This is a genomic window from Aeromonas sp. S2(2024) (genome assembly GCF_041402505.1).
In the GTDB taxonomy this organism is placed as follows: domain Bacteria; phylum Pseudomonadota; class Gammaproteobacteria; order Enterobacterales; family Aeromonadaceae; genus Aeromonas; species Aeromonas media.
On the sequence record NZ_JBGLRL010000019.1, the window covers coordinates 17522 to 38979 of the forward strand.

Annotated in this window: 16 protein-coding genes; 10 read left to right on the forward strand and 6 right to left on the reverse strand. The window is 59.5% G+C overall.

Annotated features, from left to right (window positions below; all coding sequences use genetic code 11):
- Positions 1-16 precede the first annotated feature (16 nt).
- The 4 genes from oppC to ACB039_RS16835 all read right to left on the reverse strand — a co-directional run bounded on the left by oppC (position 17) and on the right by ACB039_RS16835 (position 4495).
- Positions 17-928, reverse strand: a complete 912-nt coding sequence (oppC, locus tag ACB039_RS16820) for an oligopeptide ABC transporter permease OppC (RefSeq protein WP_005326827.1) — start codon at positions 926-928, stop codon at positions 17-19.
- A 14-nt stretch (positions 929-942) separates the two neighbouring features.
- On the reverse strand, positions 943-1863 hold the full coding sequence (gene oppB / locus ACB039_RS16825) for an oligopeptide ABC transporter permease OppB (RefSeq protein ID WP_041205427.1): 921 nt from the start codon (positions 1861-1863) through the stop codon (positions 943-945).
- 96 nt (positions 1864-1959) lie between these two features.
- Positions 1960-3579, reverse strand: a complete 1620-nt coding sequence (locus tag ACB039_RS16830; RefSeq protein WP_161507316.1) for an ABC transporter substrate-binding protein — start codon at positions 3577-3579, stop codon at positions 1960-1962.
- Between the two features lie 280 nt (positions 3580-3859).
- Complete coding sequence (locus tag ACB039_RS16835; RefSeq protein WP_041205423.1) at positions 3860-4495, reverse strand: YchE family NAAT transporter; 636 nt, start codon at positions 4493-4495, stop codon at positions 3860-3862.
- A gap of 907 nt (positions 4496-5402) precedes the next feature.
- Between ACB039_RS16835 and adhE the strand changes: the two genes are divergently transcribed.
- The 5 genes from adhE (at position 5403) to ACB039_RS16860 (ending at position 13732) form a co-directional block, all read left to right on the forward strand.
- The gene (gene adhE, locus ACB039_RS16840; protein ID WP_043129282.1) at positions 5403-8078 is read left to right on the forward strand and encodes a bifunctional acetaldehyde-CoA/alcohol dehydrogenase; all 2676 of its coding nucleotides are present in this window, start codon (positions 5403-5405) and stop codon (positions 8076-8078) included.
- Positions 8079-8188: 110 nt separating this feature from the next.
- Positions 8189-9424: an HD-GYP domain-containing protein gene (locus tag ACB039_RS16845; protein ID WP_371166053.1), complete on the forward strand. Its 1236-nt coding sequence runs from the start codon at positions 8189-8191 to the stop codon at positions 9422-9424.
- Positions 9425-9776: 352 nt separating this feature from the next.
- Complete coding sequence (locus ACB039_RS16850) at positions 9777-11468, forward strand: LytS/YhcK type 5TM receptor domain-containing protein (protein ID WP_371166054.1); 1692 nt, start codon at positions 9777-9779, stop codon at positions 11466-11468.
- Positions 11465-12169: a two-component system response regulator BtsR gene (gene btsR, locus ACB039_RS16855; protein WP_371166055.1), complete on the forward strand. Its 705-nt coding sequence runs from the start codon at positions 11465-11467 to the stop codon at positions 12167-12169. The genes ACB039_RS16850 and btsR overlap by 4 nt, the downstream gene beginning before the upstream one ends.
- A 141-nt stretch (positions 12170-12310) precedes the next feature.
- Positions 12311-13732 (forward strand): carbon starvation protein A, encoded by a 1422-nt coding sequence (locus ACB039_RS16860; protein ID WP_371166056.1) that lies wholly within the window; start codon positions 12311-12313, stop codon positions 13730-13732.
- 71 nt (positions 13733-13803) lie between these two features.
- Here ACB039_RS16860 and ACB039_RS16865 read toward each other — a convergent pair whose 3' ends face one another.
- The gene (locus tag ACB039_RS16865; protein ID WP_371166057.1) at positions 13804-15438 is read right to left on the reverse strand and encodes a mechanosensitive ion channel family protein; all 1635 of its coding nucleotides are present in this window, start codon (positions 15436-15438) and stop codon (positions 13804-13806) included.
- Positions 15439-15663: 225 nt separating this feature from the next.
- Here ACB039_RS16865 and ACB039_RS16870 point away from each other — a divergent pair, with 225 nt between their 5' ends.
- The 5 genes from ACB039_RS16870 to ACB039_RS16890 all read left to right on the forward strand — a co-directional run bounded on the left by ACB039_RS16870 (position 15664) and on the right by ACB039_RS16890 (position 20880).
- Positions 15664-15996: a DUF3302 domain-containing protein gene (locus ACB039_RS16870; protein WP_005326851.1), complete on the forward strand. Its 333-nt coding sequence runs from the start codon at positions 15664-15666 to the stop codon at positions 15994-15996.
- A 10-nt stretch (positions 15997-16006) separates the two neighbouring features.
- On the forward strand, positions 16007-17044 hold the full coding sequence (locus ACB039_RS16875; protein ID WP_371166058.1) for an HlyD family secretion protein: 1038 nt from the start codon (positions 16007-16009) through the stop codon (positions 17042-17044).
- A 116-nt stretch (positions 17045-17160) separates the two neighbouring features.
- Positions 17161-18921, forward strand: coding sequence for a DEAD/DEAH box helicase (locus ACB039_RS16880; RefSeq protein ID WP_042649235.1), 1761 nt, complete (start codon positions 17161-17163; stop codon positions 18919-18921).
- Positions 18922-19013: 92 nt separating this feature from the next.
- Positions 19014-20447, forward strand: a complete 1434-nt coding sequence (dacB, locus tag ACB039_RS16885) for a D-alanyl-D-alanine carboxypeptidase/D-alanyl-D-alanine-endopeptidase (RefSeq protein ID WP_371166084.1) — start codon at positions 19014-19016, stop codon at positions 20445-20447.
- A 175-nt stretch (positions 20448-20622) separates the two neighbouring features.
- Positions 20623-20880: a GrxA family glutaredoxin gene (locus tag ACB039_RS16890; RefSeq protein WP_042649224.1), complete on the forward strand. Its 258-nt coding sequence runs from the start codon at positions 20623-20625 to the stop codon at positions 20878-20880.
- A 60-nt stretch (positions 20881-20940) separates the two neighbouring features.
- Here the strand turns inward: ACB039_RS16890 and ACB039_RS16895 are convergent, their stop codons facing one another.
- Positions 20941-21150, reverse strand: a complete 210-nt coding sequence (locus ACB039_RS16895; protein WP_042649223.1) for a DUF1653 domain-containing protein — start codon at positions 21148-21150, stop codon at positions 20941-20943.
- Positions 21151-21458 lie beyond the last annotated feature (308 nt).

A 21458-nucleotide genomic window follows, 5' to 3' on the forward strand; every position in this document is an offset into this window, starting at 1 on the left:
CCAGTCCTTTGGCGTCTTATCGATCCTTTGGATCGAGGGCATCACGCAGACCATCCCCGAGGAAGTTGAAGCAGAACAGGGTCACCACCATGAAACCGGCGGGGAACAGGAGTTGCCAGATGGCCACTTCCATCGACTTGGAGCCTTCATCCAGCAGGGCACCCCAGCTGGTCATGGGTTCTTGTACCCCAAGTCCCAGGAAGCTCAGGAAGGATTCGAACATGATCATGCCCGGCACCAGCAAGGTGGCGTAGACCGCCACTATGCCCAGCACGTTCGGCACGATATGACGGGTGATGATCTTCCACTTGGAGACGCCACAGACGTGGGCCGCCTCGATGAACTCCTTGCTCTTGAGGCTCAAGGTCTGGCCTCGCACGATCCGCGCCATGTCGAGCCAGCTCACCGCGCCGATGGCGAGGAAGATGAGGGCCAGGTTGCGACCGAAGAAGGTCACCAGCATGATGACGAAGAACATGAAGGGGAAGGCGTTGAGGATCTCCAGTACCCGCATCATCAGGCTGTCGACCCGACCGCCGATGAAGCCGGAAGCGGCGCCATACAGGGTGCCGATGATGACGGCCACCACGGCCCCCATGATGCCGACCATGAGCGAGATGCGACCACCGAGCAGGGTGCGCACGAACAGATCGCGCCCCAGGCTGTCGGTGCCGAACCAGTGCCCCGTCTCCATGTCAGGAGCGGCCTGCATGGCCCCCCAGTCCGGATCATCGAAGGTGTATTGGGACAGGTGCGGCCCGACGATCACCGCCAGACCGATGATGGTCAGGATGATGAGGCTGGTCAGCGCCGCCTTGTTGCGCAGGAAACGGCGACGGGCATCCTTCCACAGGGAGCGTCCTTCCACCACTTCCACTTTCTGGGCGAATGCCTCGATGGCTTCGCGTTTTTCAGTTGTGACAACCATGATGTACTCCCGGCTTAGTAACGGATCTTGGGATCGATGACGGCATAGAGAATATCGACCACGGCGTTAAAGGTGATGGTGAGGGCGCCGACCAGAATGGTCAGGCCGAGCACCATGGAGTAATCACGGTTGAGGGCACCGTTGACGAACAGCTGACCTATGCCAGGCAGACCGAAGATGGTCTCGATCACCACGGAACCCGTGATGATGCCGACGAAGGCCGGGCCCAGATAGGAGACCACCGGCAGCATGGCCGGACGCAGCGCGTGTCTCAGGATGATGTGGCGCAGCGGCAACCCCTTGGCGCGGGCGGTACGGATGAAGTTGGAGTTCATGGTCTCGATCATGCTGCCACGCATGATGCGGGAGATGGCGGAGATGTAATACATCATCATGCCGAACACCGGCAGCACCATGAACTGCACCCCGCCTCCCTGCCAGCCTCCCGCCGGGAACCAGCCCAGATAGATACTGAAGAAGAGCACCAGCAAGGGTGCCAGCACGAAGCCCGGGATCACCACCCCGGCCATGGCCGACGACATCAGCAGATAGTCGATGAGGGTGTTCTGTTTCAAGGCCGCAATGGTGCCGAACGTAACTCCCAGCGTGACCGCCAGCAGGAAGGCGACCGAGCCAATCTTGGCGGAGACCGGCAGCGCCTGACTCACCAGATCATTGACGGTGAAGTCCTTGTACTTGAAGGAGGGCCCCAGATCGCCCTGGACCAGGTTGCCCAGATAGGTGAGGTATTGCACGCCGATGGGCTTGTCCAGGCCATATTTGGCCTCGATGTTGGCCAACACTTCCGGCGGCAGGGCGCGTTCGCTGGTGAAGGGGTTACCCGGCGCGAAGCGCATCATGAAGAAGGAGACGGTGATCAAGACCAGCAGAGTCGGGATCGCTTCCAATAGACGTTTAAGGATGAATTTCAACATAGACATTTCCTGTCCTGTACTGCTTCCAAAGGGTCGCGGTTGTAATAAAGGCCCGCCGTCCGGCGGGCCTGCTTGTTATGCGACTTGTTGCTTTACTCAGTGAGCAATGATGTACATGTCTTTGCTGTAGAGGTTGTCCAGCGGGTTGGCCGGGTAGCCGCCCACATAGGGCTTGACCATGCGCGAGGTCACGTACTGGTAGATGGGGGCGATTGGCATGTCCTTGGCCAGGATATCTTCGGCCTGGACATAGAGCTTGTTGCGCGCAGCCGCATCCACCTGGTTGCGAGACTCGTTCATCAGCTTGTCAAAGGCGGTGTTGGAGTACTTGCCGTCGTTGTTGCCGTGAGTGGTCTGCATCAGATCCAGCATGGAGGAGGCTTCGTTGTAGTCCGCAATCCAGCCGGCACGGCCTACGTCGAAGTTGCCCTGCTTCTTGGTTTCCAGGTAGGTCTTCCACTCCTGGTTCACCAGGCTCACCTGCACACCCAGCTTCTTCCACATGGAGGCAACGGCCACGGCTACCTTCTTGTGGTTGTCGTCGGTGTTGTAGAGCAGCTCGAACTTGAGCGGCTTGCCCGGGCCGTAACCGGCTTCGGTCAGCAACTCTTTCGCCTTGGCGTCGCGCTCTGCCTGGGTCAGCTTGGACCAGGCCGGGGCCACCGGCTTGAAGCCGTCGACGAAATCAGGCACCAGGGTGTAGCCCGGGGTTTCGCCCTTGCCCATCACCTTGTCGGCAATCACGTTGCGATCGATGGCGTAGGAGAGCGCGGTGCGCACACGCACGTCGTCAAACGGCTTATGCTTGAAGTTGTACTGGTAGTAGTAGGTGCCTACATAACCGCTGACCTGCACCTCGTTCGGGTGCTCCTTCTTCATCTGCTTGAAGCGCTCGATCGGCATGTTGTAGGTGAGATCGACTTCACCGGCCAGGTAGCGGTTCAGCTCGGCGTTGGTGGACTGGATCGGCAGGTAGGTCACCTTCTCGATCACCGTCTTGGCGTTGTTCCAGTAGCTGGGGTTGCGCTCGACGTCGACGCGCTCGTTGACCACCCAATCCTTCAGCACATAGGCGCCGTTGGAAACCATGTTGCCGGGCTGGGTCCACTTGTCACCAAACTTCTCGACCACTTTCTTGGGCACCGGATAGGTGGTGGTGTGAGAGAGCATGCTGACGAAGTAAGGCACCGCCTTCTCCAGCTGCACTTCGAAGGTGTAATCGTCGCTGGCTTTCACCCCCAGGGTGTCGGCCGGTTTCTTGCCACCGATGATGTCGGTCGCATTCGTGATGGTCGGGATCTCCATGTACCAGGAGTAAGGAGAAGCCGTCTTGGGATCCACGGCCCGCTGGAAGGCGAAGACGAAGTCGTGTGCGGTGACCGGATCCCCATTGGACCACTTGGCATCTTTGCGCAGGTGGAACACGAAGTGTTTGTTGTCCTTGGTTTCCCAGGACTCGGCGACGCCGGGCAGGGTTTCACCCTTGGGGCCTGAGGTGACGAGACCTTCGAACAGGTCGCGCAGAATATTGGATTCAACCGTTCCTTCGGTCTTGTGCGGATCCAGGGTGGCGGGCTCGGAGCCATTGCCTTTCACCAGGGTTTGCTCGGGAGCGAGCTTGGTGCCGGCGGGGACGTCGGCGGCGTGTGCCAGGGTGGCGCCACCAAAGAGTGCAGTCAATAAAAGGGTATTAATAATTGTTTTTCTATGAGTCATTTCCATACTCCAACAAGAACATTCCATGCATTTGTCCATTCACGAGATAAAAATCCCGCTGCCCGCATAATTCCCTGACAATTCTGATAATGCAATAGATATCATCAGGTAGGGGCGGCTTTGACGGTCAAAAAAACAGCTTTAAACCATTTATTCAGCATTTAAATATCGAGCAATGGGTGTTTTTCATACAAAGCCGCTCGATTCTAGGAAATGACTAACAAAAAAGAAACAATAAAAAGCCGGTCACGAGGACCGGCTCCGACAAAACAGACCTGAATCACATCAATCCGGGAAAGACTCCCTTGATCCCTGCCACCATGATCTCGATGCCAAGGGACATCATGATGAGACCCATGATCCGGGTCACCACGTTGATGCCGGTATTGCCCATCAGCTTGAACAGCAGGGGGGCAGCACGGAAGATGAGCCAGGAGCAGTAGGCAAAGGCCACCACGACCAGGAACATGCCCAGCAGCTGGGGCAGAGTCTTCTGGCTGGCATAGACGATGGAGGACGAGATGGCACCGGGGCCGGCCATCAGGGGCAGAGCCAGCGGCACCACAGCGATGGATTCGCGCGCGGCCAGTTCACCCTTCTCTTGCTTGTTGTGCTTCACCTCCCCCAGCTTGCCCTGCAACATGGACCAGGCGATCAGGGTAATGAGTGAGCCACCGGCAATGCGGAACGACGCGAGCGAGATGCCGAAACCATCGAGGATCAGCTGCCCCATGCACATGGAGACCATGAGGATGACCATCACGGCAATGTGGGCCGTGGTGTTGGTCTTCCTGCGCTCATCCGGTTGCATGTGGCCCGTCAGGCTCACAAAGACCGGCAACAGACCCAGCGGGTTGATGATCGCAAACAGGCCAACGAAAAATTTCAGGTATAAAGAGAAGTCAATTGCTGCCATAAGCGCCATCCAGAACCAATTCGGGCCACCGAGGGCCATCCCCGTCAAACTGCGCGTAAATTTACACCATGCTATTTCCCTTCTCCAATCAAATAATCTCACCCTTTCCGGGGCTTTTTAGTTAGTTCCTCTAATGAATCGACAAAAATCAACACATCGAGTTGTTAATGGCAATGATATCAACTTAACAATTCAGCAAAGTCTGCTGGCGTTTTATGTCGCCCCATCCACTCATCACAAGATTTCCATGCAATAAAGAGCCATTTTCATGGATTGATCCTGACGATCCCAGGCGATAACCCGCATTCACCACCACTGCTCGTCTCCACGTTGACACGCGATCTTGATCTTCATGGTGACCTTTCTCGCCGCCCCTGATCCGCATCCGCACTGTACGCGAACAGGGATCGCCCCCGCTGTTTGCCGCACAACCATCAGATATCTCGCCCCCAAGCCTGTCACCGGATGAAAGCAACCACCATTTTTCCAACAGAAATGAAACGTCTGCACCCATTCACGGCCGAGAGGATCTCCGGGGACGGCACCATGCTGGCACTCACCGCCCTCTTTGCCACCACTGAAACAGCGGAGAGTGGGTGACCCGACAGCCGTCATTCGGTAGAAAAGCGCTTGTTCACCTCGTGTTCATCCCCCCGGCACTCTACTCTACAAACCCGTAACATCTGACCGTTCGGGATGGTGAAACAAAATTTCTTTTGTTCTTTTGTTACATATGATCCAGATCAATCTTTTCTGACACATCCCCGCTCTATAATCGGGTCAGAAAACAATTTAGTAAGGCATGTAAATACCCCGTTGTGGTGATTCTCTCCTTGACAGGGCGACTATAATTGCCGGGCATTGCCAAGGTCTTACTAAACAGTTTTCAAATCATCAGGAGATAAACATGGCAGTAACCAATTTGGCTGAACTGGATGCACTGGTTGCCCGCGTCAAGGAAGCCCAGCGTGAATTCGCCAGCTTCTCGCAAGAGCAGGTAGACAAAGTCTTCCGCGCCGCTGCCCTGGCAGCCAGCAACGCCCGTATCCCCCTGGCCCAGATGGCAGTGGCTGAGTCCGGCATGGGTATCATCGAAGACAAGGTCATCAAAAACCACTTCGCCTCCGAATACATCTATAACGCTTACAAAGACGAGAAGACCTGCGGCATCCTGAGCCAGGACGACGAGATGGGTACCATCACCATCGCCGAGCCGGTAGGCATCATCTGCGGTATCGTACCGACCACCAACCCGACTTCCACTGCAATCTTCAAGGCCCTCATCTCCCTGAAGACCCGCAACGCCATCATCTTCTCCCCGCACCCCCGCGCCAAGAACTCCACCAATACCGCAGCCAAGCTGGTACTGGATGCAGCCATCGCCGCCGGTGCACCGAAGAACATCATCGGCTGGATCGACCAACCGTCCGTTGAACTGTCCAACGCCCTGATGAAGCACAACGACATCAACCTTATTCTGGCCACCGGTGGCCCGGGCATGGTGAAGGCCGCTTACTCCTCAGGCAAACCCGCCATCGGTGTGGGCGCCGGTAACGTACCCATCGTTATCGACGAAACCGCCGACATCAAGCGTGCCGTCGCCTCCATCCTGATGTCCAAAACCTTCGACAACGGCGTGGTCTGTGCGTCCGAGCAGGCCGTCATCGTGGTCGACTCCATCTATAACCAGGTCAAGGAGCGTTTCGCAACTCACGCCGGCTACATCCTCTCCAAGGACGAAGCCGACAAGGTGCGTAAAGTTCTGCTGATCAACGGCGCCCTGAACGCCGACATCGTGGGCCAGCCCGCCACCAAGATCGCCGCCATGGCCGGTGTGACCGTGCCTGCCACCACCAAGATCCTCATCGGTGAAGGTCTGGAGCTGTGTGCAGAAGACGAGTTCGCTCACGAGAAACTCTCCCCGACCCTGGGTATGTTCCGCGCCAAGAACTTCGAAGAAGCCGTCGAAATGGCCTGCGACATGGTCAACATCGGTGGTATCGGCCACACCTCCGGCCTCTACACCGACCAGGATCGCAACGCCGACCGCATCAAGTACTTCGGCGACAAGATGAAGACTGCCCGTATCCTCATCAACACCCCCTCCACCCAGGGCGGTATCGGTGACCTGTACAACTTCGCGCTCGCCCCGTCCCTGACCCTGGGTTGCGGCTCCTGGAGTGGTAACTCCATCTCCGAGAACGTCGGTCCCAAGCACCTGATCAACAAGAAGACAGTCGCAAAACGGGCAGAAAATATGCTGTGGCACAAACTTCCGAAATCCATCTACTTCCGTCGTGGCTCCCTGCCGATCGCCCTGGGCGACCTGGAAGGCAAGAAGCGCGCCATGGTGGTCACCGACCGTTTCCTGTTCAACAACGGCTATGCCGATGAAGTGGTTCGTCTGCTCAAGAAGCTGAACATGGAAGTGGAAATCTTCTACGAAGTGGAAGCTGACCCCACCCTGTCCGTGGTACGCAAGGGCGCCGAGATGGCGAACTCCTTCAAGCCGGACGTGATCGTCGCCCTGGGCGGTGGTTCACCCATGGATGCCGCCAAGATCATGTGGGTCATGTACGAGCACCCGGACACCGCGTTCGAAGACCTGGCCATGCGCTTCATGGACATCCGCAAGCGTATCTACAAGTTCCCGAAAATGGGCGTGAAGGCCGAACTGGTCTGCATCACCACCACTTCCGGTACCGGTTCTGAAGTGACCCCGTTTGCGGTCGTGACCGACGACGCCACCGGCATGAAGTACCCGCTGGCCGACTACGAGCTGACCCCGAACATGGCCATCGTGGATGCCAACCTGGTCATGGGCATGCCCAAATCCCTGTGCGCCTTCGGTGGTATCGATGCCGTGACCCACGCCATGGAAGCCTATGTGTCCGTGCTGGCCAACGAGTACTCCGACGGTCAGGCGCTGCAAGCCCTGAAACTGCTCAAAGAGTATCTGCCATCCAGCTACCAGAACGGTGCCAACGACCCGGTTGCCCGCGAGAAGGTGCACAACGCCGCCACCATCGCCGGTATCGCGTTCGCCAACGCCTTCCTGGGTGTGTGCCACTCCATGGCCCACAAGCTGGGTGCCGAGTTCCACATCCCGCACGGCCTGGCCAACGCCCTGCTGATCAGCAACGTCATCCGCTACAACGCGAACGACAACCCGACCAAGCAGACCGCGTTCTCCCAGTACGACCGTCCGCAGGCTCGTCGTCGCTACGCCGAAGTGGCCGACCATCTGGGTCTGACTGCTGCCGGTGACCGCACCGCGGCCAAGATCGAGAAACTGCTGACCTGGCTGGACGAGCTGAAAGCGACCTTAGGGATCCCTGCTTCCATCCGTGAAGCCGGCGTGAACGAGACCGACTTCCTGGCCAAGGTTGACCAGCTGGCGCTGGAAGCCTTCGATGACCAGTGCACTGGCGCCAACCCGCGCTACCCGCTGATCACCGAGCTCAAAGCCATCCTGATGGACACCTACTATGGCCGTCCCTTCATCGAGGAAGCTCAGGTAGCGACCAAGGTTGAGGCCAAAGTCGACGCCAAGGTAGACAGCAAGAAAAAATCCAAGGCCTGATAACCGGTCCGGATGACAAGAGCCCGCGCACATGCGCGGGCTTTTTTGTTTGTCTATCTGTTTAATTTTGCTAGCTTGTTGATAGGCAAATTCGACAGAAGAGCGAGTCTATGGCGCTGATACAGGCCTCCATCGAGCAGTTGAAAATCGGCCATTACATCCATCTCCCCACGGGATGGACCAACCACCCTTTCATGTTCAATGCCTTCAAGATCCGCGACCAGCAGCAGCTCGACATCCTCCGTCACCTCGAACTCACCCTGCTGATGGTGGATCCCGACAAGAGCGATCTCCCCGTCGAGCCCCTCCTGCGTGCAGAGCCAGCCCCTTCATTTGAGCTCGGTGCGACGCAAGATGCCTCCCCCCTTCCGACCGAATCCACATTCGACGAGAAGGCCTTTCGCCGCTCCCTGCGCACCGCCGACAAGGCATTCGGCCAATCCCTGTCAGATCTTCGTGACGCCCTCGGCGCCCTCAATCTCAAGCCCGACGAGGGGCTGGCCAACACCGCCCAGATGGTGCGCATCGTCGCCACCCGCCTCGCCGACCATCAGGGACCTCTGGGTTTGCACCTCATTCGCAGCCAGCACACGGACATCCTGCTGCAACACAGCCTGAGCGTGGCCTTCATCGCCATGCTGATGGCAAGGGAGCTCGGCATGAGCCATATCGAGATCGAGGAGGCAGGGCTGGCCGGCCTGCTGCACGATATCGGCGAGCTCAGGATCCCGAGCCAGATCACCCAGAAACGGGGAGAACTCAGCAAGGCGGAGCTCAATTTTCTCAACATGCATCCCCAGTACGGGCTGGAGATGCTCAACCAGCTGCAGGCCTTCGAACCCAGGATCCGCGAGGTTGCCCATCTCCACCACGAGCGGCTGGACGGCAGCGGCTTTCCCCTCGGTATTCAGGGTGACAGGATCCCTCCCCTCGCCCGCCTCATCGGCCTGGTGGACTATTACGACGAACTGCTGCACCCGCGCAGCGGCCTCCACACCGCGGGGCCGAGTCAGGCCATCGGCCAGCTCTACAAGTTGTCCCAGAAGAAATTCGATCAAGATCTGGTCAGATTGTTGATAAAGGTGCTGGGGGTCTATCCGCCCGGATCCTTGGTACGCCTGGAGGATGATACGGTGGCGCTGGTGTTCTCGAGCGAACCCACCATGCCCCTCAAACCCAAGGTGCAACCCTACATCAAGGGGCAGCGCCCGGAAGCCGTGGCCATGATCGATCTGCGGGAAGATGAGAGAAGCATCATCGCCACCCTCAGGCAGGAGGAGCTGGATGAGGGGCAGCGGTTGTTTTTCCATCTAGGCCGACGCGTCTGCTACTATTTCGCCTTCTGAGTTATCCCCAGAAGCTGGGGATAACTCATTGGACAAACCTGAATAATTGCTCGAGCCCCCTCAAAACTGTCCGCCATTGGAGCTGGATAAAAAACGCCCAGCCAAAGGCCGGGCGGAGCATGCCACCTCCATGTGGCGTACCCAGCGGGCACATTCATGCTCTCTCCAGCAATATCAAGTGCCGCCCGGTTACACAAATATCAATTTAACGTGCTGATTTTATATGGTTTTATTTTTTCATTCTGGCAAACTTCCCCCGCCATGGGGCCGAGTCCTGCAGCAAGACAGGATCTTGCTCACAGTACGCCTCGGTGGCGTTCTGGCCCGGGATGATTCTTGAGGAAGGTTTTTTATGCAATTAGTCCTCTCCCTGCTCCAGCAGATGAGCGTCAGCCTAGTGATCGCCTACCTCTTCTCCAAGAGTCCCTTGCTGCGCCCACTGGCCAACTACTCAGTCAGGCTTCCTCACAAGATACTGATATACGTTATCTTCTCCTGTTTCTGCATACTGGGCACCTATGTGGGGCTGGATATCGACGATGCCATCGCCAATACCCGTGCCGTCGGCGCCGTGCTGGGAGGACTGCTGGGAGGCCCTCTGGTGGGCTTCCTGGTGGGACTGACCGGGGGCCTGCATCGCTATACCCTGGGCGGCTTTACCGATCTCGCCTGCGCCATCTCCACCACGTGCGAGGGGCTGTTGGGTGGCCTGGTGCACTGGCGGCTGATGCAGACGAACCGGGTGGATGCGCTGTTCCAGCCCCGGATTGCCTTCTTCACCACCTTTGCGGCCGAGATCATGCAGATGCTCATCATCCTGCTGGTCGCCACCCCGTTCGACAAGTCCCTGCTGCTGGTGCGCACCATCGCCACCCCCATGATCCTCGCCAACGCCTGTGGTGCGGCACTCTTCATCAGCATGATCCGCGACCAGCAGCGAATGTACGAGAAGTTCTCCCGGGTCTTTTCGGCCAAGGCGCTCACCATAGCCAATCGTACTCTGGGGATCATGACCCAGGGCTTCACTCCCGAGGCGAGTCGCAAGATAGCCCATATCGTGCAGGAGGAGACCGGGGTCGGCGCCGTCGCCATCACGGACACCGACAAGATCCTCGCCTTCATCGGCACGGGGGAGGATCACCACAAACCGGGTACCCCCATCACGTCCGCCATCACCCTGCAGGCCATCGCCCAGAACAAGGTGCTGTTTGCCGATGGCAACCGCCACCCCTATCGCTGCAGCATCTCCCCCCAATGCCAGCTCGGCTCCGTGCTGGTGATCCCGCTGCAGGGAGACAGAGGCGTGATCGGCACCATCAAGCTCTATGAACCCAAGAAGCGGCTCTTCCTCAAGATCAACCACACCCTGGGGGAAGGGATAGCCAACCTGCTGTCACAACAGTTGCTGAGCGGGCGGCTGGAGCAGCAGCAGCGATTGCTGGTCCAGTCAGAGCTCAAGCTCGTTCAGGCGCAGATCAATCCCCATTTTCTGTTCAATACCCTCAATACCATCAGTGCCATCACCCGGCGCGACCCCGAACGGGCACGCCAGCTGTTGCTGCATCTGTCACTGTTCTTTCGCAAGAACCTCAAGCGTCAGAACGATCTGGCCACCCTGCAGGAAGAGCAGGAGCACTGCCAGTCCTATCTGGAGATAGAACAGGCACGCTTTGGCGAGCGCCTGACCGTCATCAACGAGATCCCGCCGCACCTGGCCGACGTGCAACTGCCGAGCTTCACCCTGCAGCCCCTCATCGAGAATGCCATCAAACACGGGACCGGCTCCCTGATCGAACAGGGACGGATCCGGCTCTTCGCCGAGGAGGACCAGGACAGTGTCACCCTCTGCGTGGAGGACAATGCCGGGGCCTGGCCACCGGGTTCACAGGGCGATGGCCTTGGCATGAGCATTGTGGACAGGCGGCTCAGGAGTGCCTTCGGCGAGCGCTTTGGCATCCGGGTGCAGTGTGAGCCTGAGCAGTGGACCCGGGTCTCGTTCACCCTGCCCAGACAGCCGCAATCCCCTGCCAAGGAGCCGACATGATCCGCACCCTGATCGTCGACGATGAACCCTATGCCCGCGAGGAGCTGGCCGAGCTGCTCGGCAGCGATCCCGACATCGAGATCCTGGGCTCGGCCGCCAATGCCATCGAAGCGCTTGGCCTCATCCAGCGGTTCAAACCGGACGTGGTATTTCTCGACATCCAGATGCCCAAACTCAGCGGCATGGAGCTGGTGGCCATGCTCGATCCCCTGCCCCGCATCGTGTTTGTCACCGCGTTCGATGAGTACGCCATCCAGGCTTTCGAGGAGAACGCCTTCGACTATCTGCTCAAGCCAGTAGAGCCTGCCCGCCTCGCCAAGACGCTAAGCCGCCTGCGCCAGGATCTCAGCCCCCAGCCGGTGGCGGCGCTGGCGCCGGCCATTCGCCACATCCCCGGCTATCTGCACAACCGGGTGCGGCTGTTGCCCATCGAGCAGGTAGAGTATGCCTTCTCGGATCTCGGCGGCGTGCACGTCGCCTGTCAGGGGGAGCTGTTTCACACCCAGCTCACCTTGAAATCCCTCGAGGAGAAGACCCCGCTGCTGCGTTGCCACCGTCAGTACCTGGTGGCCCCGAGTGCGATCTTCGAGATCCAGTTGCTGGAAAACCAGCTGGCCCAGATAGTCACCCCGAGCGGCGCCCGGGTGCCGGTCAGCCGACGCTATCTCAAGGAGCTGAAAGACGAGCTGGGGCTGGAATAAGGGCGCCACTGTGCGCCGGATCACAGCAGGCGACCGCTTGGGTCGCCATGTCGCCGCTCACCCGCTTTTACCTGCCGTTAACAGAAGTCCCCACCTAGACTGACCGCGCACACCATAAAATAACAATGCTGGAGCGTAACAATGATCTGGTTCTTCCTCTGTGTCGGTCTGCTGGTCGCGGGCTACTTCATCTACGGCAAATTCGTCGAGCGGATATTCGGCCCGAAACCCGAACTTGCCACCCCCGCCATCACCATGGCCGATGGCGTGGACTATGTCCCCATGTCGGACAAGAAAGTCTACCTGGTGCAACTGCTCAACATCGCCGGCGTCGGCCCCATCTTCGGCCCCATACTCGGCGCCCTCTATGGCCCGGTCGCCATGCTCTGGATAGTGTTCGGCTGCATCTTTGCGGGCGCGGTACACGACTACTTCTCCGGCATGCTGTCGGTGCGAGCCAAGGGCGCCTCTGTGCCGACCGTGGTCGGTGAACACCTCGGCACCGCCGCCAAGCACTTCATGAACCTGTTTGCCGTGGTACTGCTGATGCTGGTGGGCGTGGTATTCGTGCTGAGCCCGGCAGGCCTCCTGGCCAACCTCACCTCCACCGACCTGGTCTACTGGATCGTGGCGATCTTTGCCTACTACATCCTCGCCACCATAGTCCCCATCGACCAGATCATCGGCCGCTTCTATCCCATCTTCGGCGCCCTGCTGGTGTTCATGTCGGTCGGTCTCATCGTCGGCCTCATCTTCTCGGGCAAGGGCTTCTACAACACCGGGATGGACTTCTCCAACCTGCACCCGACCGAGCTGCCGCTCTGGCCGCTGCTGTTCATCACCATCGCCTGCGGCGCGGTCTCGGGCTTCCACGCCACCCAGTCTCCGCTGATGGCGCGCTGCATGCAGAACGAGAAGTCCGGCCGTTTCATCTTCTACGGCGCCATGATAGGTGAAGGCATCATCGCCCTTATCTGGTGCACCCTGGGCCTCTCCTTCTACGACAGCACCGAAGCGCTCAACGCCACCATGGCCAACGGCGGCCCGGCGGCTGTGGTACACGAAGTCTCCACCAGCCTGCTCGGCACCGTCGGCGGCATCCTCGCCATCCTGGGCGTGGTGATCCTGCCCATCACCTCGGGTGACACCGCGTTTCGCAGTGCCCGCCTCATCGTGGCGGACTTCCTGAAGATGACCCAGAAGCCGCTGGCCAAGCGTCTGCTGATCGCCATCCCCATGTTCATCCTCGGCTTCATCATCTCCAAGGCCGAGTTCGGGGTGATCTGGCGCTACTTCGGCTGGGCCAACCAGACCACGGCCGTCATCATGCTGTGGGCTGCGGCTGCCTACCTCATCAAGGAGGGCAAGCTGCACTGGATCTGCACCATCCCCGCCATCTTCATGACCGCCGTGGTGATCACCTACCTGGCCAACGCCCCCATCGGTTTCGGGCTGGCGATGAACGTATCCACCATCATCGGTCTGGTGAGTACCGCCCTGATCACCCTGGTCTTCCTGATAAAGTTCAGGCCCTCCCAGCTGAGGGAGGCCAAGGAGAGCTGAGTCGCGAGACTACACTTTCCCCATGACAAGAGGCCCGGCATTGCTGCCGGGCCTCTTCATTTTCCAGGGGCTTACCCTTTGCTGGTCGCCCCGGGCCCCTTGGCAGGCGCCTGGTACCAGTGCTCCCTGGCCACCAGCACCGCCTGCTCCGGCTGGGCAATGAAGTTGGGGGACATGATCTGCACTCCAAACTCGTTGAACACATCCTGGATATGCCCGTGAAGCTCCGTCTTGACCACGGCAGGCAGCAGGCCGTCTTTCATCCGTACCTGCAGCTCATATTCCACGTACCAATCCTGCAGATTCAACTGACGCACAAGAGGCGGCTCGTCCTGGTTGAGCTGGGTGCAGCGCCGGGCCGCCAACTCCAGCATGGCATGCACCTGGCGCCAGGGCGCATCGTAGCCGATGGTCACCTTGGTCAGGAGTGCAACCCCCTTCTCCCCCGCCAGCCGGGTCAGGTTCACCACCTTGCCCCCCACCACCACGGCGTTGGGCAGGGTCACCTCATGATCCTGGCGCGTCACCGGCTTGGTGGAGAGGGCATTGAGCTCGCTCACCATCCCCTCCACCTCGCCAATCTGCACCAGATCGCCGGGTCGCAGGGCACGAGAGTAGATGAGCACCAAGCCACTCATGGCATGGTTCATGATTCCCGCCGATCCCAGGGTCACCATCAGGCCAAAGAAGACACTGATCCCCTTGAAGGCGTCGGAGTCGGCACCGGGCAGATAGGGGTAGGCCACCGTCAGGGCAAACAGCCAGATCACCACGGAGAGTAGCCGCCGGGTGGCCCCAATGGTCTCGGCGTGCAACCCCTGCACACGAAACTGTCCCTGCTCGATGCGATCGAAGAGAATGGCCAGCATCCGGATGAAGAAGCGGGTGATGGCGACAATCAACAGCACGGTCACCAGACCGGGCATGGCCGCAATCATGCCCTCCAGCATGTCGCCGCACAGAGTAAACAGGGAGTCACCCAGTTGCTCGCTCCAGGCCCGGGTATGGGGGAAGAGGCCGAGCACATAGGTGAGCCAGCCATAGGTGAGCATGAAGAGCAGCAGCAGGGTCAGGAGGCCGAGCAAGCGGACCTCCACGTTGCCCGCTACTTGACGCCACTGGTGGGGGATCAATCCCTTCTGCAGCAGCAGGCGATTGGCGAGCCACTTCCTGACTCGTCTATGCCCCCATTGCAGCGACCAGATGAGGCCGAAGAAGATCACGCTGGCCAGGAGCGCCATACCGCCAGCCTTGACCAGATAGGGGGTCGAGTGTAACTCAAGGTATTTGAGGCGTACCCTGTCGAGCCGCTGCCGGACAAGCTCGCTCGCCTGCTCCAGCGTCAGCTCGTCGAGGGCTTCCAGGTCGCCTTCCACCAGCACCAGGATCCGCTTGCCGTTGACCATAAACTCCCGCGTTTCCTGGCCTTGCCGGCTGCCTTTGAGAACGGTGATGGGGGGGATCAGGTCGGCGGGATCCAGACGCTGGATCCGTTCATGGGTCAATCGGACCCTGGCCGCTCCGTCCAGGCGGCCAAACTTGGCCTGGAGCATGACGATGGGTTCGTGAAGCAACACCAGTGTCTGTGCCTTCTCCTGCTCGGTTGGCTCCAGCCTGGGCTCTGCTGCCCACGGCCTGCCAATCAACGTGATATTGAACAACAGCAACACCGCCAACCAGCGGCTTATCCTGCATCGCCTCTCCATCGCACCACCCTTTTATGCTACGAGACATACGAATATCTTTCCTGATTGATTTTATAGAAGGAAATTCATGGCGCATGATAAATAACCAAGCGTTTAACCGAGCCTGTACCGGAATATCAACTCCCCGGTTGCACTATTGCACTCAGCTAATATGCTGTCATCATGGCCGGATGCCTTGTCTAGACGAAACAAGGCATTACCTCGCGACTAAGATGGGAGAAATCGATGGTACTTGATTACATTGCCCTGGGAATATTGGTGTTCGTCGTCTTGGTCATGTTCTACGGGATCATCGTCATCCACGACATTCCGTATGAGATTGCCAAACATCGCAATCACCCCCACCAGGATGCCATTCACGTGGCCGGCTGGGTCAGCCTGTTCACCCTGCATGTGCTCTGGCCTTTCCTCTGGATCTGGGCCACTGTGTATCGTCCCGATCGCGGCTGGGGCTTCAATCAACGATTGCAGAAAGACGAAGATGAGATCAACGCGCTCAAGCAAGAGCTTGCCGCCCTGCAGGCCCGCATGACCACGCTCGAACAGACCGACAAATAGGTAATCTTTCATGGACTTGCTACTTATCCTCACCTATACGGCCATCTGTGTAGGGATTTTCAAGATCTTCAAGATCCCGCTCAACAAGTGGACTGTACCGACCGCCGTGCTCGGCGGTGTCTTCATCATCGGCGCCCTCATCGTCCTGATGAACTACAACCACCCCTATTCCGAGCTGGCGCGCAATTACTACGTCTCCACCCCCGTCGTTCCCCTGGTCAAGGGTCGCGTGATCGAGGTGCCGGTCAAGGCCAACCAGCCAGTCAAGCAGGGTGATGTGCTGTTTCGCCTCGATGCGGTGCCCTTCCAGGAGAAAGTCGCCAGCCTGACCGCACGGCTCGCCTCCAACAAGGATTTCCTCAAAGCCCTCGATTCCAGACTGCGCTCCGCCAGCCTGGACCGGGATCGTGCTCAGGAGCTGATGCGTCGCGGCATCGGCAAGCAGCGGGATCTCGACGTGACCCAGGCCAACGTGGACGACATCGTCGCCCAGATTGACCAGCAGAAGGCGTCGCTGGATGACTTGAGCGCCCAGCTCAACATCGCCAAGTACGAGCTGGCTCAGACCGTGGTCTATGCCCCGAGCGACGGCCACGTGGTGCAGCTGGCGCTGCGTCCGGGCATGATCGCTACCCCCTTCATGTATCGCCCCGTGATGACCTTCATCCATGAAGATGAAAATGCCTACGTCGGCTGGTTCTGGCAAAACAGCATGCAGCGGCTCAAGGATGGCGATGAGGCCGAGGTGGTACTGGACGGTATCCCAGGCAAGATATTCAAGGCCAGGGTGCTGTCGGTGATCCCCGCCATGGCACCGGGCAACATCCAGGCCCAGGCAGGTCTCATCGATCAGACCACAGCCCAGGTACCGGGCCGCCTGCCCATCATCCTTGAGATCATCGACCCCGAGTGGGCCAAGTATCAGGTGATCGCGGGCTCCAGCGGCCAGGCCGCCATCTACACCGAGCATGTCCACCATGTGGCCATCATGCGCAAGATCCTGATGCGCATGGGTAGCTGGCTCAATTACCTGTTCCCCTTCCACTAAGCGCGCCTTGGTGGTACCTGCGGGCCGGCAATCATGCCGGCCCGCTGTTTTTGTGGCCCCAAGATCCCTATAATGGCGCCATCCTGCGCCGCACCATGTCCAAACACCACCCCCTCATGTTCGTTCTCAGACCCTATCAAACCGACGCCGTCAACGCCGTGATCAGCCACTTTCGCAAGCACCCAGATCCCGCCGTGGTGGTGCTGCCCACCGGGGCGGGCAAGAGTCTGGTGATCGCCGAGCTGGCCCGCAAGGCCCGTGGCCGGGTGCTGGTGCTGGCCCATGTCAAGGAGCTGGTGGAGCAGAACCACGCCAAGTACGAGGCCTGGGGGCTCAAGGCCGACATCTTTGCCGCCGGGCTCGCCCGCAAGGAGGCGAGCGCCCAGGTGGTGTTCGGCTCGGTGCAATCGGTGGCGCGCAATCTGGATGCCTTCGACGGCGCCTTCTCGCTGCTCATCATCGACGAGTGTCACCGGGTCTCGCTCGATGACGACAGCCAGTACCATCAGGTGTTAGGCCACCTCAAGGCCGCCAATCCGGCCCTCAAGATCCTCGGTCTCACCGCCACGCCCTATCGGCTGGGGCTGGGCTGGATCTACCGGCGCCACTACCACGGCATGGTCAAGAGCCACGGCGAGCGGCTGTTTGGCGACTGCGTATTCGAGCTGCCGCTGCGTTTCATGGTCAAAAATGGTTACCTGACGCCACCGCGCATGATCGATGCCCCCATAGTCCACTACGACTTCAGCAAGCTGGTGGCGCGGGAGAACGGTCTGTTCAGCGAGGCAGAACTCAATGGCGAACTCAAACGCCAGCAGCGGGTCACCCCCCATATCCTGAACCAGGTGCTGGAGTATGCCCGCGAGCGCCAGGGGGTGATGATCTTCGCCGCCACCGTCGAACACGCCCGGGAAATTCAGGGGCTGCTGCAGGCAAAAGCCCAGACGGCGGCCCTCGTCACCGGCGAGACGCCGGGGCCGGAGCGCGATGCCCTCATCCATGCCTTCAAGGGGCGAGAGATCAAGTTTCTGGTCAACGTGGCGGTGCTCACCACCGGTTTCGATGCCCCCCACGTGGATCTCATCGTGATGCTGCGCCCCACGGAATCGGTGTCCCTCTATCAGCAGATCGTGGGCCGGGGCCTGCGCCTCTCGCCGGGCAAGACCGATTGCCTGGTACTCGACTATGCAGGCAACAACTTCAACCTGTTCGCCCCCGAGGTGGGGGAGCCCAGACCCCACGCCGGCACAGAGCCGGTACAGGTGCCCTGCCCCGCCTGCGGCTTTGCCAACACCTTCTGGGGCAAGACCGACGAGGAGGGCAAGGTGATCGAGCACTACGGCCGCCGCTGTCAGGGACTGTTTGAAGATGACGAGGGCCACCGCGAGGAGTGCGACTACCGCTTCCGCGCCAAGATCTGTCCCGCCTGCGGCGCCGAAAACGACATCGCCGCCCGCCGCTGCCAGAGCTGCGATCAGTTGCTGGTGGATCCTGACGACAAGCTCAAGGAAGCGCTCAATCTCAAGGACTGCATGGTGATCCGCTGTGCGGGACTCACCCTCACCGCAGGGCGCGGCAAACAGGGGGAACGGCTGGAGGTGACCTACCACGACGAGGACGGTCTCACCCTGACGGAGTACTTCGCCTTTCATACCAGCGGCGCACGACGCTTGTTTCAACAACGCTTTGTGCGTCATCATTGGCCCGCCCCGGGCCTGGAGCCCGAATTCACCACCCTGGCGAGCGTGCTGGCCGTATCGAACCAGTTTCGTCACCCGGATTTCGTCATCGCCCGCAAGTCTGGGCGTTTCTGGCAGGTGAAGGAGAAAATTTTTGACTATGAAGGGCGGTACCGCACTGCCAACTCACTCGCCTAGCCACATCGTCTGGCGGGCAAATGACAGTCACCAGATTTGATTATCAGGGGCGCATCGCACTGCCAGCGCCCTTCGTTCAGTTAGAGGATCCTATGCAGCGGCTGTTGATTGGTTTTTGTGCTCTCTTTTCTCTGGTGGCCCAGGCCACCCCGCTGACCCCGCCCAAGGGGGGCCAGTACGCCGTCATCGTCCAGGGCAACAACGGGGTGGAGTTTGCCCGTCACGCTGACGACATGATAGCCCCCGCCTCCACCATGAAGGTGCTGACCGCCCTGGCCGCCCGGCTCGAGCTCGGCGCCGACTTCCGCTTCGCCACCGATATTCAGGCCCAGCCCGGCGCCACACAGGGTGACACCATCAACGGCGACATCTGGATCAACTTCGTCGGCGACCCCACCCTGTCGCGGATGGATCTGGTGGCCCTGTTCAAGCAGCTCGGCGTCACCCGCATCCAGGGCAACGTCTACGTCAACACCGGCGCCTACAACGGCTATGAGCGTGGCAACGGCTGGTCCTGGGGGGATCAGACCCTCTGCTTCGCGGCTCCCGTCTCGGCCGTCATCATCGACAAGAACTGTGCCTACGGCACCGTCACCGCCACCCAGATTGGCAAGCCTGCCGTGGGCAACGTTGCCACCGGCGTCCCCATCGGCATCGGCGCCGACAACGTGGAGGTGATGAGCTATGGCGACATGGCGCGTCAGTTCTGCGCCCTGGAAGTGGACATGGCCAAGGGCAACTTCTACGAACTCAAGGGCTGCATTACCCCGAACAAGGAGCCGCAGGGCCTGCGCTTTGCAATCCACGATGTGGAAGCCTGGGGCTGGGACAACATCCGCTGGGCCATGAACCGCGCCGGGATCAGCCACGACGGCCTGCTACGGGTCACCCATCAGGCTCCGGTTGGCGCCGATACCCTGGCCACCCACTACTCGGTCTCCCTGCCGGTGATGCTTGCCAAGATGCTGAAGAAATCCGACAACCTCTACGCCGATACCTTCCTCAAAACCGTGGGTCGTCACTACTACAACAAGCCGGGCAGCTATCGCAGCGGCACCATGGCGGTGCGCGCCATCCTGACCAAGCACGGCATCGATCTGGGCAACGCCACCCTGGCCGACGGCTCCGGTCTCTCCGCCCACAACCTCATCAGCGCACGCCAGATGCTGTCGGTGCTCCACTTCATCCAGACGAACGACGCCGAGCTCGACTTCATCAAGTTGCTGCCAAGCTCCCAGGTGGACGGCACCCTGGCCTGGCGACGCAGCGTCACCGCGCCAATGATGAAGAACAAGGTGCACGCCAAGACGGGCACCATCACGGGCACCTCCAACCTGGCCGGTTTCATCGACACCGCGGGTGGCCAGCGCAAGGCGTTTGTCATGTTCCAGCGCGGCCTCTCCCAGGATCCGGCGACCCACGAGCGCTACCGCGCCAGCAAGGCCGCCTGGCCCTGGACCGTCTTCGAAAAGGGTGTGCTGGAGAGCATCTATCAGCAGCAGCCCATCCAGATCGCCGAACAGTAAAGGGATGCCCGGGAAACCTCTATCTGAGGCAGTTCGAACAGATGGCCGGGTAGAGCTCCCGGGCAATCGAGCACGGCGAATGGACGTATCGAAATTTTCAGCTTTGACTGGCCAGGAGCCGAGGCTATGCTGTCGCCAGCCTCGTCTCAACGGCCTTATCTAACGGAGAGAAAAGATGTTTGTAGAAATTTTTGGTCGCCCGGGTTGCCCTTATTGCGTTCGTGCCAAGCAGGTTGCCGAGCAGCTGACCGAGGAGCGCGATGATTTCGAGTTCCGCTATGTGGACATCAACGTCGCCGGTCTTACCAAGGACGATCTCGCCGCCAAGGCGGGCAAGCCCGTCACCACGGTGCCGCAGATCTTCCTGGACGAGCAGCACATAGGTGGTTGCACCGATTTCGAAGCCTATGCCAGAGCCAATCTGGCTCTGTAAGACAGTTTTCCCAATGCAAAAGGCGCCTCAGGCGCCTTTTTTCATGGCAACGAGCCAGGCTCACGCCACCGGCGTGAAGCGGCTCACCACCTGCCCTTGATACTCGATCCACTCCATGAACATGGCGACCGGGCGGGCATAGACCTGACCATCCTGCTCGGATTGGTAGACAACCAGCTGTTCCTCGGTTTCGGTGTGCAGGGCCAGGGCGAGCACTTGATAGTAACCCCCTTTGAAGTGGCGGTAGCGACCGGTGGCGGGTGCGTGCATGAAGAGCCTCGATGACAGGATGAAAAGACGCCCTGAGCTGCGCGCGTACTAGGCCGTCAGCAGGGGTTGGAGCAGATTTTTACCCCAGCCAATCGTGCCAGATGAGGTGGATAATTCAATACACTCTTACTGCTTTATGAACCTCGCCCTCATCTTTCACTAGTCTCTCGCGAGAGAGGCAAACGATCCTGCTGAATTTAACAGACTGGCAACCCTGTTTCAGGGGTAAATATCAGGGATTTATTCCATAAATTAGATTGTTCTAGCATTCAATTCTGTGAAGAATAGGGGTAGAGAAATTTGATACT